Source organism: Sporolactobacillus shoreae, from assembly GCF_004684935.1.
In the GTDB taxonomy this organism is placed as follows: Bacteria; Bacillota; Bacilli; order Bacillales; family Sporolactobacillaceae; genus Sporolactobacillus; species Sporolactobacillus shoreae.
The window spans coordinates 51,739-66,182 of the sequence record NZ_SRJD01000002.1 but is presented as its reverse complement, the minus strand read 5'-3'; the positions used below and the strand labels follow the sequence as shown (position 1 = coordinate 66,182).

17 protein-coding genes and 1 riboswitch are annotated in these 14,444 nt (G+C 50.3%); of the genes, 7 read left to right on the top strand and 10 right to left on the bottom strand.

From position 1 onward, the window contains the following. Window positions 1-4: 4 nt before the first annotated feature. The 7 genes from E4665_RS02235 to E4665_RS18040 all read right to left on the bottom strand — a co-directional run bounded on the left by E4665_RS02235 (window position 5) and on the right by E4665_RS18040 (window position 5,514). Window positions 5-340 carry a DNA-directed RNA polymerase subunit beta gene (locus E4665_RS02235; RefSeq protein WP_135347187.1) on the bottom strand — a complete coding sequence of 112 codons (336 nt, stop codon included), beginning with the start codon at window positions 338-340 and terminating at the stop codon, window positions 5-7. A gap of 18 nt (window positions 341-358) precedes the next feature. Continuing rightward, on the bottom strand, window positions 359-1,213 hold the full coding sequence (locus E4665_RS02230) for a flagellar hook-basal body protein (RefSeq protein ID WP_135347186.1): 855 nt from the start codon (window positions 1,211-1,213) through the stop codon (window positions 359-361). A gap of 60 nt (window positions 1,214-1,273) precedes the next feature. Beyond that, window positions 1,274-2,089 (bottom strand): flagellar hook-basal body protein, encoded by an 816-nt coding sequence (locus tag E4665_RS02225; protein ID WP_135347185.1) that lies wholly within the window; start codon window positions 2,087-2,089, stop codon window positions 1,274-1,276. 120 nt (window positions 2,090-2,209) lie between these two features. Then, a complete protein-coding gene (gene mreB / locus E4665_RS02220) occupies window positions 2,210-3,211 on the bottom strand; it encodes a rod shape-determining protein (RefSeq protein ID WP_135347184.1) in 1,002 nt (333 codons plus the stop codon). 251 nt (window positions 3,212-3,462) lie between these two features. Continuing rightward, window positions 3,463-3,732 carry a sporulation transcriptional regulator SpoIIID gene (gene spoIIID, locus E4665_RS02215; RefSeq protein WP_135347183.1) on the bottom strand — a complete coding sequence of 90 codons (270 nt, stop codon included), beginning with the start codon at window positions 3,730-3,732 and terminating at the stop codon, window positions 3,463-3,465. A gap of 377 nt (window positions 3,733-4,109) precedes the next feature. Beyond that, window positions 4,110-5,120, bottom strand: coding sequence for a nuclease-related domain-containing protein (locus E4665_RS02210; protein WP_241654619.1), 1,011 nt, complete (start codon window positions 5,118-5,120; stop codon window positions 4,110-4,112). A 235-nt stretch (window positions 5,121-5,355) separates the two neighbouring features. Beyond that, the gene (locus E4665_RS18040) at window positions 5,356-5,514 is read right to left on the bottom strand and encodes a hypothetical protein (protein ID WP_167815077.1); all 159 of its coding nucleotides are present in this window, start codon (window positions 5,512-5,514) and stop codon (window positions 5,356-5,358) included. 229 nt (window positions 5,515-5,743) lie between these two features. Then, window positions 5,744-5,850, top strand: a riboswitch (SAM riboswitch). A gap of 267 nt (window positions 5,851-6,117) precedes the next feature. On the opposite strand from E4665_RS18040, the gene E4665_RS02205 reads away from it, so the two are divergent. From E4665_RS02205 to cysC, 7 genes are all read left to right on the top strand, one after another. Further along, on the top strand, window positions 6,118-7,173 hold the full coding sequence (locus tag E4665_RS02205; protein WP_135347182.1) for a sulfate ABC transporter substrate-binding protein: 1,056 nt from the start codon (window positions 6,118-6,120) through the stop codon (window positions 7,171-7,173). Window positions 7,174-7,206: 33 nt separating this feature from the next. Next, a complete protein-coding gene (gene cysT, locus E4665_RS02200) occupies window positions 7,207-8,061 on the top strand; it encodes a sulfate ABC transporter permease subunit CysT (RefSeq protein WP_422067238.1) in 855 nt (284 codons plus the stop codon). A gap of 22 nt (window positions 8,062-8,083) precedes the next feature. Further along, entirely contained in the window at window positions 8,084-8,962 is an 879-nt protein-coding gene (gene cysW, locus E4665_RS02195) for a sulfate ABC transporter permease subunit CysW (protein ID WP_135347180.1), read from the top strand. Window positions 8,963-8,984: 22 nt separating this feature from the next. Next, complete coding sequence (locus tag E4665_RS02190) at window positions 8,985-10,043, top strand: sulfate/molybdate ABC transporter ATP-binding protein (RefSeq protein WP_135347179.1); 1,059 nt, start codon at window positions 8,985-8,987, stop codon at window positions 10,041-10,043. A gap of 108 nt (window positions 10,044-10,151) precedes the next feature. After that, complete coding sequence (locus E4665_RS02185) at window positions 10,152-10,877, top strand: phosphoadenylyl-sulfate reductase (protein WP_422067239.1); 726 nt, start codon at window positions 10,152-10,154, stop codon at window positions 10,875-10,877. Window positions 10,878-10,899: 22 nt separating this feature from the next. After that, window positions 10,900-12,054 carry a sulfate adenylyltransferase gene (sat, locus tag E4665_RS02180; protein WP_135347177.1) on the top strand — a complete coding sequence of 385 codons (1,155 nt, stop codon included), beginning with the start codon at window positions 10,900-10,902 and terminating at the stop codon, window positions 12,052-12,054. Between the two features lie 12 nt (window positions 12,055-12,066). Further along, the gene (gene cysC, locus E4665_RS02175) at window positions 12,067-12,660 is read left to right on the top strand and encodes an adenylyl-sulfate kinase (protein ID WP_135347176.1); all 594 of its coding nucleotides are present in this window, start codon (window positions 12,067-12,069) and stop codon (window positions 12,658-12,660) included. A gap of 138 nt (window positions 12,661-12,798) precedes the next feature. Here cysC and E4665_RS02170 read toward each other — a convergent pair whose 3' ends face one another. The 3 genes from E4665_RS02170 to E4665_RS02160 are packed head-to-tail and all read right to left on the bottom strand — an operon-like array spanning window position 12,799 to window position 14,412. Continuing rightward, a complete protein-coding gene (locus E4665_RS02170) occupies window positions 12,799-13,269 on the bottom strand; it encodes a hypothetical protein (protein ID WP_135347175.1) in 471 nt (156 codons plus the stop codon). Between the two features lie 4 nt (window positions 13,270-13,273). Beyond that, window positions 13,274-13,807: a chromate transporter gene (locus E4665_RS02165; protein WP_135347174.1), complete on the bottom strand. Its 534-nt coding sequence runs from the start codon at window positions 13,805-13,807 to the stop codon at window positions 13,274-13,276. Further along, complete coding sequence (locus E4665_RS02160) at window positions 13,804-14,412, bottom strand: chromate transporter (RefSeq protein ID WP_174845433.1); 609 nt, start codon at window positions 14,410-14,412, stop codon at window positions 13,804-13,806. Before E4665_RS02160 ends, E4665_RS02165 begins: the two co-directional genes overlap by 4 nt. Window positions 14,413-14,444: the final 32 nt, after the last annotated feature.

The following is a 14,444-nucleotide window of genomic DNA, read 5'->3' as shown; positions in this document are numbered from 1 at the left end:
TCTGCTAGTTTGTTCTGAGAAAATCCAAAATATGCTGCCAGGTCGCGGGATCAAAAACAGCCCACGGGCTACCGTGGCCGAGAGCGCCATAACCGAACATGGCTCCGCCGACCAAGGCGATGGCACAAAGGCTGATGAGCGCGATCAGACGCTGCCAGATCGGGAATCGACGTTTGTGATAATTAAAAAACGGATTATAGGGCAGTTTTTCCTGTTCCCGCTTCTTTTTCTCCTGATCCGCCTTTTTATCCGCCTCGCGCTTGGCAAGGCGGACGGATTCCCGTGTCTCGGCTTGCTCCGTTTTTCCGCGGACGCCGCGTCTATTTTGTTTATCTTCCATTTTGCCGTTCACCACCCGTCACTGAATCAGACCGTTGACCAGTCCTGACATCTGATCTCTCATTGTAATGGATTTGGCGTTGAGCTGGTAGTCGTGTTGAAGATTAATTAATTCGGTCATCTGCTGTGTCAGGTCGACATTCGAATTTTCCAGCTTTCCCTGAGCTACCGATGTGTCCGTCGCCGCGACAGGCTGAAGAACCTGGTTGAGGCCGACACCAAGACGCGCCAGGTTCGGCAGTGTGTAAAGACCGTTGCCCTGGCTGTTCAGCAATTGCGGTCGGTTCACGGTGACTCGGCCCAAACGGCCGGCATTGACCTGCCGACCGTTCGGCAGCGTCGCCGTAATCGTGCCATTACCGCTGATGGTCAGGTTTGTATAGCCTGCGGGCAGAACGATCGGCTGGCCGTTCTGGTCTAATATCGGTTGGCCGGATTTGGTCATCAGACGGAGCTGGTTCGGATTCTGCGGATCAAGCTGCGCGTTAAATGCGCCCGTACGCGTATAGGCGACCGTCATCTGCCCGTTCGTCCCGGGTTGCCCGACCATGAAGAACTGGTGGTCGTTCGTCAACGCGACATCAAGCGGATTATCGGTTTGCTGGATGGCACCGGCCGCCATATCAAGCTGCGTGTCGCCAATCCGGGCACCGGAACCCGAGCGGATACCGGAGGGTGTCAGACGGTTCGCGCGGTCGACCGTGTCAATGTTCGGATCCATGTTACGGATATTCTGGAAGAGAAGATCACTGAATCCCGCGTCGCGTTCTTTGAATCCTGTCGTTCCGACGTTCGCGATATTATCCGCCACCGTTGACAGTTGCTGCTGAATTGCACCGAGAGTGACGGCTGTCGCCATCATTTGCCGTTCCATGCTTACCACCCGCCTTTTCTGACAGTTCGGCCTGCCGCCTTAAAAATCTATTGATTTGGATCAGTTAACCTTGCCAACCTGGTTGACCGCCTGGTCAAGTGAGCTGTCCTGAATCTGAATCATTTTCTGATTGGCTTCAAACGATCTGTACGCGTCCATCATATCGGTCATGGTCTGATCCGCAGAAACGTTGGATCCTTCCATAAAGCCCTGTTTCACCTGATAGCCAACATTAGCTTGCCCGGCGGCGGCCGGAAGGTTTCCCCCGGCGTTCAAACGGAAAAGCCCGTTTCCCTCTTTGACGAGCTGGTTTGTATTAGCCGCATAGCTGACGCCGATCTGACCGGCAGGGGCGTTATTTACCAAAATGGTCCCGTCCGTCGCGACCTGGAAATGATCGGATGGCAGCTGGATCGGTTGGCCGGCAGTATTAAGCACGGTATCACCATTGCTGTCCGTCAGATAGCCGGTCGGGCTGAGTGTAAAATGCCCGTCCCGCGTGTAGCGATTTGCACCGGCTGGTGTCCGGACGTTAAAGACCAGCGCCCCTTCCTGAGCGCCCGTCTGCGGATTGACCGGGAGCTGGGAGGTGCTGATGGCAATGTCAGTCGACTTGCCAGTCTGCGTGAGCGTTCCCTGGGAAAAATCGGGGACAGTCTCGTCCATATAGACCCCTGTTGAGAGATCGCCAACTGCTGTCGGATTGGGCAGGTCGCCACCCAGACGGCTGACGAGCATCTCCGGGAAGGTCCTCATCTCGGCCTGATCCTGCTTATAGCCCGGTGTGTCCACGTTATTCATGTTATTCGAAAGCATATCCATGCGGCGCTGCTGGGAAAGCATGCCAGTCTCCGAAGTGTAAAGCCCTCTGATCATTGCCTTTCACCTGCCTTTCACTGTGAATCAATGTCCGGTCCGATTATTCCTATTCGTGCCTGAGTGATGCGGAAGCACGAAACTTTTTACATTAATAAGATACGCGAAAAGCGCAGGCCATCAATTGGCTTTGCGCTTTGGCAGTTTGTCGAGATGTTCAAGCATTTTCCCGGCGCCTTCAACTACGCAGGTCAGTGGATTGTCGGCGACGACGACCGGTACCCTCAGCTCGCTCGCGAGCAGCTGGTCGATGCCGTGAAGCTGGGCACCGCCACCCGTGAGGATGACGCCGCGGTCGATGATGTCCGCGGACAGTTCAGGCGGTGTTGTTTCAAGGACATTCTTCGCCGCGCGGACGAGTGTGCTGACGGAATCAGCGAGCGCTTCTTCTACTTCGCTTGAATGGATCGTCAGTGTTTTCGGCAATCCAGTGACCATGTCACGGCCGCGGATGTCCATGCTTTCGTCGCGGGCATCTTTGAAGACTGTGCCGACCTGAATCTTGATCTGTTCGGCGGTGCGTTCGCCGATCAGCAATTTATATTTTTTCTTGATGTAGTTCAGGATTTCCTGATCAAATTTGTCGCCAGCCAGCTTGATGGACTGGGAGGTCACGATGTCGCCCATCGAGAGAACGGCGATGTCCGTCGTGCCACCGCCGATGTCAATGACCATGTTGCCGCTCGGCTGGAAGATGTCCATGCCCGCGCCGACAGCGGCCACTTTCGGCTCTTCTTCAAGATAGACCTGCTTACCGCCGCTGTGCTCGGCCGCTTCGCGGATCGCTTTCTGCTCAACCGAAGTAATGTGCGTCGGTGTGCAGATCAGGATTCTTGGCTTTCTGAAGAAGCCTTTGACTTTTATTTTATTGATAAAATGTGTCAGCATCATTTCTGTGATTTCGAAATCTGCGATGACGCCGTCGCGGAGCGGGCGGATGGCAACAATGTTGCCCGGCGTGCGTCCCACCATGCGCCGCGCCTCTTCGCCAACGGCGAGCAGTTGCTTGGAATCTGTATCTAACGCGATGACCGAGGGCTCGTTGAGCACGATACCCTGGCCTTTGACATAAATTAAAACATTTGCTGTTCCGAGATCTATTCCAATGTCTCTTGAAAACACCGTATAATCCTCCCTGCCAAAATACCCAGTCTCAGCCTGGGACATTTATCATTCATTATCCCATTTTAGCATAAAAAGATTCAAACAGGGAGCCGGTCGAAAAAAACACATAATTAATTTTTTGTTACGAATTTTGTAGAATAAGCGCGGTATGAATGGGTTTCTGCTGATTTTTCCGAAGCGCGGCGAGAGGATTAGGACTGATGGATGAGATTGGGTGCGGTATCTGGGCTTATGGGTTCGGTACGGATTCAGGGCTGCACCGCTTTTTCAGAGTCTTTCTGGTACTTCAGACGGGTAGCCTCGCCTCCCCTCAGATGACGGATTGACTTGTGATAGTCGAGCACATTTTTTACCGCGTTGGCGAGTTCGGGATTGATATTGGGCAGCCGCTCCGTCAGGTCCTTGTGCACCGTACTTTTCGATACCCCGAACTCTTTAGCGATGACCCGCACCGTTTTCTTTGTCTCCACGATATGCTTTCCAATCTTGATCGTACGCTCTTTGATGTAATCGTGCACACCACTCGCCTCCTGAAATTATGAAGATGCGAAATGAGACATTCTCTGGAGGGGTACGGAAACCAAACGCTCTCTGCTCGTTCCAGGCCCACCGCGCTCACCTCGAAACCCCGTATGTGAGTTTGTAACATCTTATTAAACGAGTTCCTTTTATATGCCAAAAAGTCAAGTGGGACAAGGGATCGGAGGGGAGGATGGTTATAATGCAGCAAATGGATTTTTGAAAAATATTCACGAGAGAGGAATGCAGATCTCATTTTCGGTTGAAGTTTTCTGTGATTCGGTTGAAGTTTTTTCATATTAGGTTGAAGTTTTTTCACATTGGGTTGAACTTCTCTATTTCGGTTGAACTTTTCCCCGGTTAGGTTGAAGTTATCTTACCGAGTGGTATGTTCCCGATAGTGTTGATCAATCCATTTGTGAGGTGGTCGCTCATAGTAGAGTCCGGAACCATTACCGCTACCCACAGGTGCCAGTTTCATCTGCTTCAAAAGATATCTGATGAGTTGCCTGTCCTCCACCCCGAGCCAGTCGCGGCATTGTTTGTTGGTCATGGTCGACCCGCAGAGGAGGAAGTAATCGAGGATCATCTGAATGTGGGCGGTTTTGGATCCGTGGCCGCAGCGTCGGCAGACCCAGTTGGCATAGACGCGGTCCATGGCGAAGCGGTGGCAATTGGAGCAGCGGACGCCGCGCTGCAGATCGGCGGGGTTTACGTTGTATTTTTTCAGGAGGTCGAGCGGGGGATCGGTGTGTTCCCGCAGCAGAAGCTGTTCGATATACGGTACTGCCTTTACGATGCGCGGACTTTTGGCGTATTTTGTTTTAAGCTGATCGATTTTTGATATAGCTTGTTCAGCGTAGATGATTTTCTCGATGACTTCACTTAGTTTGCCAGGGTTGTCAATGATGGTGGAAGGATTGGCGAAGACGACGAGGGATTCGATCGGAATCAAAGGCAGCCGGTGATCGGCAAGCCAGACCGTGAGCATTTTTCGGTGTCGAGCCACCTGAACGAGCGGATTGGAGAATCCGCTGCGCCGGTCGCCGAGTGTGCGGATCATCTGGCGGCCGCTGGGCTCAAACAGGAGGGCTCCGGCGTAATTTTTCACTTCCATAATGAGGGCAAATGTGTCGTTGAGGATCAGAGTGTCTATCTGAAAAATGTGGTCCAGCGCGGTTTGGCGGAGATCGTAGAAAATACGGGCGGCAGGGTCGGTGATCGTATCGAGGTAGTAGGCGAGGTTCTGTTCGCCGCGCCAGCCCGCCTGAAGCCGGGCAAATTCATCCTCGATTGGCGCGCTGTCTGTGGCGCCGCGCGGAATGTGGTCGAGAAGTGCGCGGGCGGCAAGCATCCGCAGCGGAACGAGCTGTTCTTTTACAATCAATACTCATCTTCCTTTTTATATGGATTAATTTTAAATTTCGTTGTGAGTACTGGTCATTCCTGCATACCTTTTAAAAAATTGTGGGACAGTGATCAAATTTTGTATCCTATTTTCAGGAGGGATTGCCGCATGAGTCTGCTGTGAATCATTTTGTCGCTGATGGTCTGTCCATTTTTCAATCGTGTTTTTCAGTCGATCTTATTCTCGACCTTTTTGCGCTAATTCGGCTATTTTTTCACATGGATGAAAAAAGTGGCGCTCTTTTTTCGGTGGCGGCACATTCATCAGGGTTTTCCTGATTTTTGTTCCGCCCCGCCTTCTCGGCGAACACCGGATTTCTCGCACTGATCCCTGCGGTGTGACCCTTCCAAGTTTTCTGAAGCTGATCGGACAACGTGAAACCTTCCGAGAAAAATTCAGCAAAAAGTAAAGTTTGTTCAGGAAGCTTCGGAGAGTTTCCCATTTTTCGGATAAAGTTCTGTCCGATTCCGTTGTTATGGGGCGTTATCACTTGGGCTCTTGCAATGCGGAACTTTCAATGATAATGAAACTGTCAAAAAGTTTCAAAATTTGTGTTGACTCTATTCAAGCACAGCGTTAAAATGATTGCATTCAAATTAATAATCTTATCAAGAGTAGCGGAGAGACTGGCTCGATGAAGCTCGACAACCGGCAAACCTTTTGCACGGTGTCAATTCCAGCAGATGAAGTTCAATCTGGGAGATAAGAAGGATAGCTGTTATCGAATGTGCCAAGCTGTTTTCTTATTTCAGGTGTTGTTCTGAATAAGAGACAGCTTTTTTGATTCCACATTTAAACGTTCTTCTTAAATAACCGTCGTTAATCTGTTCGCACACGATTCCTTCCCGAAACATTTAAGCCCAGGGGGTGAAATACTGCCAAAACCCATAAATTGGGTGCATTTTTTTCGACATATTTCTTAGTTATCTTATGCATTTAGTATGTTTTAAAAAGATCGAATAAAAGGGGTGTTGTTATGCAAATCAGGAAAAAAGGTTGGTCTATTATTTCATTGCTGGTTGTATTTTCGCTCGTTTTGTCAGCTTGTGGATCGAATACAGCTTCAGGCTCCGCATCGTCGCAAAAGACAATTAAGTTATTAAACGTGTCCTATGATCCAACGCGGGAGCTCTATAAGAGTTATAACCAGTTATTTGCAAGTTATTGGAAAAAGAAAACCGGCCAGACCGTAACCGTGCAGCAGTCCCACGGCGGCTCAGGCGCCCAAGCGCGTGCGGTCATTGACGGGCTGAACGCGGATGTCGTGACACTGGCATTGTCAGGCGACATCAATTCGATCGTAAACAGCACACATAAGATCGCGCCGAACTGGCAGGACCGGCTTCCTCAGCATTCCGCGCCATACACGTCGACCATCGTATTCCTGGTCCGGAAGGGAAATCCGAAAAACATCAAGGACTGGAATGACCTGACGAAAAAAGGTGTCGGCATCATCACGCCTAATCCGAAAACGTCAGGCGGCGCGCGATGGAACTTCCTGGCGGCCTGGGCTTACGCGAATAAGAAATACAACGGTGACCAGACCAAAGACAAGGCATTTCTGAAAGCCCTCTTTAAGAATGTCAAAGTACTCGATTCCGGTGCGCGTGGTGCGACAACAACATTCACGACGCGAGGTGTCGGCGATGTCCTGATCGCATGGGAAAATGAAGCGCTGCTCAGTCTGAATGCGCCCGGTGGCAAAGATAAGTATGAAATTGTCAATCCTTCGATCAGCATTTTGACCGAACCTACTGTTTCCGTTGTCGACAAGAATGCCGCGAAGAATGGGACAACAAAGGTAGCTACAGCCTATCTGAAGTATCTGTACACGAAACCGGCACAAGAAATCATCGCGAAAAACTATTACCGGCCGCGCGATCAAAGCGTTCTGGCCAAATACCGTAACGTTTATCCGGATATTCCTCTGGTAAAGATCGATGATCCTCTTTTTGGCGGATGGAACAAAGCACAGAAGAAGTTCTTTGATGACGGAGGAGTGTTTGACCAAATTTACACCGGAAAACAGTGATGATGATCCGTTTATCATGGAAATCGGAAGGAGATGAAAATGGTGTCCCAAAATCATTCCGAAAAGAAAACCAAGGTGAAAAGAAGACAGATTATCCCAGGGTTCGGCCTCTCTCTCGGTCTTTCTCTGTCCTATCTCTCTTTATTAGTGCTGATCCCCCTGTCGATGATTTTTATCTACACATCGCAGATTGGCTGGGGCGGGTTTCTTCGTGAAATCAGCCAACCCATTGTTGTTTCTGCCTACCAGCTCAGCTTTACGACGGCTCTAGTGGCCTCACTCATCAATCTGGTTTTCGGAGTCCTGACCGCCTGGGTGCTGGTCCGCTACTCGTTCCCGGGAAGAAAGCTGATCGACGGCTTGCTTGATCTGCCATTCGCCCTTCCGACTTCTGTTGCAGGCATTACTTTAGCAACATTGTATGCGACAAACGGATGGATCGGGCATTTATTGCCCTTTAAAGTCTCCTATACGCAAGTAGGTATTGTCGTCGCTCTCATATTAATCGGGATGCCCTTTGTCGTGCGCATTGTCGAACCCGTATTACAGAATCTTGAGAAAGAGAACGAGGAAGCTTCCGCGATCCTCGGAGCAAACCGGTTTCAGACCCTGGTTCACGTTGTTTTTCCCAAGATCAGGTTAGCCGCTTTTTCGGGATTTGCGCTCGCTTTTTCCCGTGCGCTTGGAGAATATGGATCGGTGGTTTTTATTGCAGGAAATATGCCCTTTAAAACTGAGATCGCCCCTCTTGTGGTCATGCAGAAACTGGAGGCATTCGATTATGACGGAGCGACTTCTGTGGCGCTGGTTTTGCTAGTCGCATCCTTCCTCATTCTGTTTCTCATTAATTTTTCACAGTGGGTGGTTAAACGAAAATTTGCGGATTAATGAAGGGAGGGATCTATAAAATATGGCCGAATTGTCTTTGTCCCGTGAGTCTGGCGGCTTTGTCCAGGCCAGGCGGCATACTGGAAACACTCTGACCGAGCCTGTGTGGGTGCAGACTCTATTAACACTGATTGTCATCACTTTTATCTCGCTTTTTCTGATTCTTCCTCTGATTTTTATTTTTACCGAGGCGTTTCAAAGCGGAATCAGTGCTTACTTCGCTTCGATTTCCAGTCCCGAGGCACTTTCATCGATCTATCTGACGCTCACGGTTCTGGTCATTGTTGTACCGATCAACACCGCGTTCGGGGTGTTGCTTGCCTGGACCATGACAAAATACCGGTTTAAAGGAAAAAGCCTGATCGTAACCCTGGCGGATCTCCCCTTCTCGATTTCTCCGGTTATCGGCGGGCTGATCTTCGTCCTGCTGTTCGGTGATCACAGTATTCTGGGAAGGTGGCTGCTTAGCCAAAATATTCAGCTGGTATTTAACACCACGGGCATTGTCATCGCCACACTGTTCGTTACGTATCCTTTCGTAGCGCGTGAGCTTATTCCACTCATGGAAAATCAGGGAAGCCTTGAAGAGGAAGCATCGCTTATTCTTGGGGCGGGCACATTACGCACGTTCTTTAAAATCACTTTGCCCAATATTAAGTGGGGACTGCTCTATGGGGTAATCCTGTGCAGTGCCCGGTCGATCGGCGATTTTGGCGCGGTTTCCGTCATATCCGGGCACATCGTTGGGCAGACGAACACAATGCCGCTTCAGGTCGAAGCTTTTTATGACGGCTACCAGATGACTGCCGCCTTCGCCCTGTCGTCGCTGATGTCCGTCGTCGCGATCGTGTCTCTCATTCTGAAAAGCTATTTTGACTGGAAAAACACTCGTCCCGCTTAAAAAAAGATGAAGGATGGTGCGCATGAGTATTGAATTAAAGAATATTTCCAAATCATACGGTCCCTATCAAATTTTGAAAAATATTGATCTCACCATTAAAACCGGTGAGCTGGTCGCTTTGCTTGGGCCTTCCGGATCCGGAAAAACGTCGCTGCTCAGAGTCCTTGCGGGACTGGAATATGCCGATGAAGGAACCATATTATTTCATGGCGAGAATCTGACCGACGCGCCGATCAAGAAGCGAAAGGCGGGATTCGTTTTTCAACATTATGCTTTATTCAACACAATGACCATCCGCGAGAACATCGCCTATGGATTGAAGGCCAAACCGAGAAGGGATCGCCCGTCAAAGAAGGAGATTCAGGAAAAAGTGGATCAGCTGCTCCATCTCGTTCGGCTTGAGCCTTACGGGGACCGGTATCCTTCGCAGCTTTCGGGAGGGCAGAGGCAGCGCGTTGCTCTCGCCCGCGCGCTGGCCATCGAGCCTCACATTTTGCTGTTGGATGAACCGTTTGGCGCGCTCGATGCAAAGGTCCGGAAGGAATTGCGGCTGTGGCTGAGGCGTCTTCATCAGCAGGTTAAAATGACCAGTCTCCTCGTCACCCATGACCAGGAAGAAGCTTTTGAAGTGGCTGACCGCGTGGTGATCATTAATAAAGGAAGGATTGAGCAGGTCGGGACGCCCACCGAGGTTTATGAGAATCCCGCCAATTCCTTTGTTTATGATTTTATTGGCAACGTGAATCAGGTCCGCGGAACAATCAGCGACGGACTCTTCACCACCGGCGCGTTCCGTATCCCTGTTGACACGGCCGGACAGGCGGACGGTATCGCCTTCATCCGGCCCGACGAGTTCACCATCCAGGCGACAAATGAACAGGCAGCTGACCGCACGCTTTCTGCGACGGTGACGCATATCCACCCGTCCGGTTCTGTGATCCGACTGGAACTCGAAAGGCAGGATGAGAATCAGAATCTTGAAGTGGAAGTGACGAAACGGGAATTTGATAAGCTTTCGTTGAGCAAGAATCAGCATGTTTTTCTTGAGGCGAAGAAGGTCAAGGTTTTCACCGTCAATTAATTGTTGTCTATGAAGCCATAGACGATCTAAGAGTCCGTTCTTTTAGGTCGTTTATCTCATTTTCCGGGATGGCCGCCTTTGAAGGAGGAGTGAACAATGGCACAAGATTTGTTAAGCTACGCGCATTGGTCAGAACAACTGCTGCCTGAATTATCTTCTGAAACTGCCTATAAAGGAGCCCAACAGGTGCTGCGGTGGGCATATGACACATACGGCGAACGGGTTGCTTATTCCTGCAGTTTCGGTGTTGAAGGCATTGTGCTGATTGACCTGATTCATCAGGTGAAAAAAGACGCAACGATCATTTTTCTGGACACGAATTTCCATTTTAAAGAGACTTATGAGCTGGTCGATCGCGTCGAAGCACGCTATCCGGAGCTGAAGATCATTAGGCAGAAACCTGATCTGACCCCCGAAGAACAGGCTGCCAAGTATGGTGAAAAGTTGTGGACACGGCGGCCGGATCTGTGCTGCCAGTTGCGGAAGGTCGATCCGCTGAGGAAACGGCTGAAGAACTATGACGCCTGGATTTCCGGACTCCGCCATGAGCAGTCTCCGATGAGACGGAATGTCCAATTTATTAATAAGGATGAAAAATTTAGTTCGGTCAAAATCTGCCCGCTGATCCACTGGACCTGGCAGGACGTGTGGGATTATGTGCGGGATCATGACCTGCCTTACAATCCGCTTCATGACCGGAACTATCCAAGTATCGGCTGCGCCTACTGCACCGCTCCGGTGAAACCGGGTGAAGATCAGCGCGCTGGGCGTTGGAGCGCTTTTGACAAAACCGAATGCGGCCTCCATCTGAAAAATAGTGTTCGTGAATCCTGATTTTAAAAAAGGTGGGAATAAAATGACGAGTTTACCCCATGGCGGCACATTAATTAACCGCCAGGCATTTGGAAAAGATGTCAGCGGCATTCAAAAAACGCTTCCGATTGACCGCGTGGCGTTAAGCGACCTGGAATTAATCGCCAACGGTACATACAGCCCGCTGACCGGCTTCTTTGATGAAGAAAATTATCGCTCTGTTGTTGAAAACATGAGGCTGACGAACGGCCTTGCCTGGACGCTTCCGATCACACTCCCTGTATCGGAGAATGTCGCCGAAAGTGTTTCCGAGGGCGATCTCGTAAAATTGGACTATCGCGGTACGATTTACGGCACGCTGAAAGTCACCGGCAAATTTCGTCCCGATAAAGAATGGGAGGCAGAAAATGTCTATCTGACCACAGATCCGGAGCATCCCGGTGTCCGGCGGCTCTTTGACCGAGGCGATATCTATCTTTCCGGTCCTGTGGAACTGGTCCGGCGTTCAGAACGCCCCGCGGAATTTACAAGCGACTATCTGGATCCTGCCGAAACACGGGCATGGTTCGACGAAAAAGGCTGGCGGACGATTGTCGGTTTCCAGACACGTAACCCGATCCACCGCGCCCATGAATACATCCAGAAAACAGCGTTGGAGACGATTGACGGCCTTTTTATCAACCCTCTCGTCGGAGAAACGAAGAAGGATGATATTCCGGCCGACATCCGAATGCGCAGCTACCACGCGCTGATCGACAATTACTATGTTAAGGAACGAACGGCCTTCGCGGTCTTCCCTGCCGCTATGCGTTACGCAGGTCCGAGAGAGGCGGTTTTTCACGCCATCTGCCGAAAAAATTTCGGTTGCACCCATTTCATTGTCGGGCGCGATCACGCCGGTGTGAAGAACTACTACGGTACCTATGACGCGCAGAAAATTTTTTCGAATTTCACGAGAGACGAACTGGATATTCAGACCCTGTTTTTCGAGAACAGCTTCTATTGTAAAAAATGCGGCGGGATGGGCTCCAATAAAACGTGTCCCCACCCCGCGTCTTCCCACGTCGCTCTTTCTGGGACGAAGGTCCGGGAGATGCTGCGCAGCGGTATCCGTCCTCCCGAAACATTCAGCAGGCCCGAGGTCGCTCAGATCCTGATCCAGGGTTTGCGGGCGGAATCCGAAACCATCGGTCATTAGGAGGTAGCGCTCATGGCAAATATTATCTGGCACCAGACAACCATCACCAAGGCGGACAGGGAGAAACAGAGCGGTCAAAAAGGAGTAGCCATCTGGTTTACCGGGCTTTCCGGTTCCGGAAAATCCACACTGGCCAATCGCCTGGAGGCGGCGCTTTTCGCCGCTGGCCACCGGACCTATCTGCTTGACGGCGACAATATCCGCAGCGGGCTGAATCGGGATCTCGGTTTCTCAGAAGACGACCGAAAGGAAAACATTCGCCGTATTGGAGAAGTGGCTAAGCTATTTGTCGATAGTAATTCGATCGTCCTGACCGCGTTCATCTCCCCGTTCCGAAGCGACCGCCTTTCAGCCAGAAAACGTTTTGAACCCGGTGAGTTTATCGAGGTGTATGTCAAATGTGCATTGAATGTCTGCGAATCCCGCGACCCAAAGGGCTTATATAAAAAAGCGCGGTCAGGGGCGATCCCTTTCTTCACAGGAATTGATTCGCCCTATGAGGCGCCTGAATCGCCGGAACTTACGATCGATTCGGAGCATCAGACTTTGGAAGAAAGCACAGAGCAGATCCTCTTATATCTAAAGGAAAAAGAGATTATTCATTGAAATTGGCAAACTCATAAGTCCAGAAAAGCTGTCCCAACTCGGGACAGCTTTTCTTATAAATAGGCTTTGTTAAACTTATCTGTCGTTTTTCGCTCCAAACAGCGGAGGGGCAAAAACAACATTGAATTTAAACATAGCCTATAAATAAGGTGAAGCAAAGGATTCAACAAAAAGGCCGGATGCTTCGGTTTTTTTTCTGGCTGCAGGGCAATCCTTGTATGCCCCGATGTACATGTAGTAGTCGTAGCCGAAATGGACAAAAAAGTAGTCTGGGACTTCCATCTTGCACCACAAGTCTTCCCTTAGCACTAATCTCGCCAGTTTCACAGCATCTTTCAGACTGATCTTTTTGCCGAGCCAAATTTTAAAAAGATTGATTGCATCCTCAGTTGAATTCCCGTCAAGCGCACTGAGGGAAACTTCCGTAATCGCCAGCTCCTCCGCGAACGCCTTGATCGCATTAAGATAATTTTCCTCCGTGCGCAGATACTCGTCTTCGCTGACTGATTTTCCGATATCTGAGTACGAGGTCCATTCTTTGGCATCGGCATAACTGCCGTCTTGATTTCTTTTCGCCGGATCGTATTTGGTGATTCTCCATGAGTACATACTCTCACCCCATAAAAGCCGCACCAATAAGGAGGGCACCAGCAATGACGAATGCCGGATGAATCCGGAAACGCTGCATAAGTATGAAGCTGGCGGCACCGATCAGCATCAGCGGTACCCAACCAGACGCTTGTTTCGACGCAACGAAAAAGTTCCAGGCCATCATCCCAAGCATCACGACGATGATCGGGCGGATCAGCAGGGTCAGCCATTTGACCTTGGGTGAATCTTTGAATGAGTACAGCAATCGCAGGAGCAAAATCAACAGAATGAGCGATGGGGCAACTGTCGCGAACACCGCAATAAGAGCGCCCAATACGCCGCCCTGCTGGTAGCCGATGTAGCCGGCCATTTGCGGCGCGATCGGCCCAGGCAATGAGTTGCCGATCGCCAGGACATTGCTGAATGTTGTCACACTCATCCAGTGAAAGTGACCCACTACTTCATTTTCAATCAGCGGAATCGAAGCGGGTCCCCCACCGTAGCCGAGGATCCCAGGTATGAAAAAGGCGATGAAAATCTGCCAGAAAATAGTCATTTTTTTTCACCCGCCTTCATTCGATTTCGCTTCGCTGGTTTGAGAAGCACTAAAAGAAGCACCAACGCGATCAGAATCGGCGGTTGCACATGAAGCACTTCCATCAGGATAAAACTGATGGCAATCAGAATGATGGTGACTGTCCAGCCAAGGCCTTCTTTTGCGCTGGACACAAAGCTCCACGTCAGCTGCGCCATCATGACACCGACAACAGGAAGTACAGCCTGTGTCATACCGCGCACCCATCTTTGTTCCTGAAATGCAGACAAAAAACCAAGCAGCACAATCATAGTGATAATCATAGGAAAGACACTGGAAATAATCGCCGCAAAAAGTCCGCCAATCCCTTTCAGTTTCCAGCCAATATAGCCAGCCAATTTCGTGTTGATCGGCCCGGGCAATGCGTTCGCAATCGCTACCATGTCGCCGAATTCCTCGATCGTCATCCAATGATACCGTTTCACCACTTCCGCTTCAATCAGGGGAATTCCCGACGGACCGCCCCCGAAGCTCAAAATGCTGGAGCGGAAAAAGGCGATCAGAATATCCATGTATCGGGCAGGCGCCTTTTCCGGTTTTATCTCTTCATTCTCTTTCGTTGCCATCCAATCAAACCTTTCTATCAAGCACTCATATC

Excerpts from the sequence above, each read along its gene's own strand:
- E4665_RS02235 (WP_135347187.1), bottom strand. The coding sequence starts at position 340 with ATGGAAGATAAACAAAATAGACGCGGCGTCCGCGGAAAAACGGAGCAA.
- E4665_RS02230 (WP_135347186.1), bottom strand. The coding sequence starts at position 1,213 with ATGGAACGGCAAATGATGGCGACAGCCGTCACTCTCGGTGCAATTCAG.
- E4665_RS02225 (WP_135347185.1), bottom strand. The coding sequence starts at position 2,089 with ATGATCAGAGGGCTTTACACTTCGGAGACTGGCATGCTTTCCCAGCAG.
- E4665_RS02205 (WP_135347182.1), top strand. The coding sequence starts at position 6,118 with ATGCAAATCAGGAAAAAAGGTTGGTCTATTATTTCATTGCTGGTTGTA.
- cysT (WP_422067238.1), top strand. The coding sequence starts at position 7,207 with ATGAAAATGGTGTCCCAAAATCATTCCGAAAAGAAAACCAAGGTGAAA.
- cysW (WP_135347180.1), top strand. The coding sequence starts at position 8,084 with ATGGCCGAATTGTCTTTGTCCCGTGAGTCTGGCGGCTTTGTCCAGGCC.
- E4665_RS02190 (WP_135347179.1), top strand. The coding sequence starts at position 8,985 with ATGAGTATTGAATTAAAGAATATTTCCAAATCATACGGTCCCTATCAA.
- sat (WP_135347177.1), top strand. The coding sequence starts at position 10,900 with ATGACGAGTTTACCCCATGGCGGCACATTAATTAACCGCCAGGCATTT.
- cysC (WP_135347176.1), top strand. The coding sequence starts at position 12,067 with ATGGCAAATATTATCTGGCACCAGACAACCATCACCAAGGCGGACAGG.
- E4665_RS02170 (WP_135347175.1), bottom strand. The coding sequence starts at position 13,269 with ATGTACTCATGGAGAATCACCAAATACGATCCGGCGAAAAGAAATCAA.
- E4665_RS02165 (WP_135347174.1), bottom strand. The coding sequence starts at position 13,807 with ATGACTATTTTCTGGCAGATTTTCATCGCCTTTTTCATACCTGGGATC.
- E4665_RS02160 (WP_174845433.1), bottom strand. The coding sequence starts at position 14,412 with ATGGCAACGAAAGAGAATGAAGAGATAAAACCGGAAAAGGCGCCTGCC.